Source organism: Vibrio cholerae ATCC 14035, assembly GCF_000621645.1.
Lineage (GTDB): Bacteria > Pseudomonadota > Gammaproteobacteria > Enterobacterales > Vibrionaceae > Vibrio > Vibrio cholerae.
The window spans coordinates 1-1,258 of the sequence record NZ_JHXR01000064.1 but is presented as its reverse complement, the minus strand read 5'-3'; the positions used below and the strand labels follow the sequence as shown (position 1 = coordinate 1,258).

1 protein-coding gene is annotated in these 1,258 nt (G+C 44.0%); it reads right to left on the bottom strand.

Annotated features, from left to right (window positions below; translation table 11 throughout):
* Window positions 1-8: 8 nt before the first annotated feature.
* Window positions 9-1,186, bottom strand: a protein-coding gene (locus T411_RS0115655; RefSeq protein WP_086010879.1) for an IS3-like element ISVch4 family transposase whose coding sequence is annotated in 2 segments (ribosomal slippage) — window positions 9-928 and window positions 928-1,186 — 1,179 coding nt in all. Because the reading frame shifts where the segments join, the coding sequence is not laid out codon by codon here.
* Window positions 1,187-1,258 lie beyond the last annotated feature (72 nt).

Here is a 1,258-nt window from a genome sequence, read left to right as displayed (position 1 = left end):
TGTAGTGGTCAACTAAAATTGGCCACGGTTTTAGAGTTTTCCCAATATAATCGTTCTGATTCATTGGGAGTTAGACCACCGTTATACTGATGTGGCCTGAGTTGGCAGTAATATCCGATAATGTAGCGGGTGATCTCTTGTTGAGCCTCAGCGAAGCTACGATAACCCACAGTTGGCACCCATTCCGTCTTCAGACTTCTAAAGAAGCGCTCTATCGGCGCATTATCCCAACAGTTTCCTCGGCGAGATAAACTCTGTTTTATTTGAAAGCGCCACAGTAATTGACGGTATTTACGGCTAGTATAATGACTGCCTTGATCGCTATGGAACATGACACCTTTTGGCTTTCCGCGAGATTCATAGGCCATAGACAGCGCTTTACCTGTCAACCGACTATCAGGCGACAAAGACATTGACCAACCGATCACTTTGCGGGCAAAAAGATCGATAACGACCGCTAAATACATCCACCGATTACCAGTCCAAATATACGTAACATCGCCAGCCCAGACTTCATTTGGAGCCGTAACAGCAAATTGACGACTTAAGTGATTTGGAACGTCAATATGTTCTTGTGAAGCCTTTCTGTAACGATGCTTTGGTTCTTGGCAGCTTACTAAACCAAGAGTTCTCATTAGCTTTGTTGCTCGGTATCGGCTCAGCTTTACACCCTGATTTGTGACTATATCTGCAATGGTTCTCGCTCCCGCAGAGCCATTGCTTGCGGCGTGAGCCTCGCTAATCAAGCTGCGCAGTTTTATTGTTTCCGCATTAATTAACGCTGGGCGTTTAAGCCAATAGTGATAACTACTTCGATGAACATTGAAGACTTCGCATAATATTTTTACGCTGTGGCTCTGCTTGAGTTTCTTGATTATCAAGAATTGTTCAGTGAGTCCGACATCAAGAGAGCCGTGGCTTTTTTTAGTATTTCATTATGCTCTTCAAGGCGAGCCAGCTTCTTTTTCAATTCCCGAATTTCTATTTGCTCAGGGGTCATAGGTGAAGCTTTAGGTGTTTTCCCTTGGCGTTCTTCTCTAAGCTGGCGAACCCATTTATCCATCGTGGACTTGCCCACATTCATGGCTTGGGCTGCTTCCGTCACTGAGTAATTTTGGTCTAAGACTAGCTGCGCTGCTTCTAACTTAAATTCTGCGCTAAATAGTCGTCTTGTACGTTTTGTCATAATGTCACCTGTTAACTTATGAGGTGATGATATCACCTCTAACTAAGTGACCAAATTCACTATGCCACTACA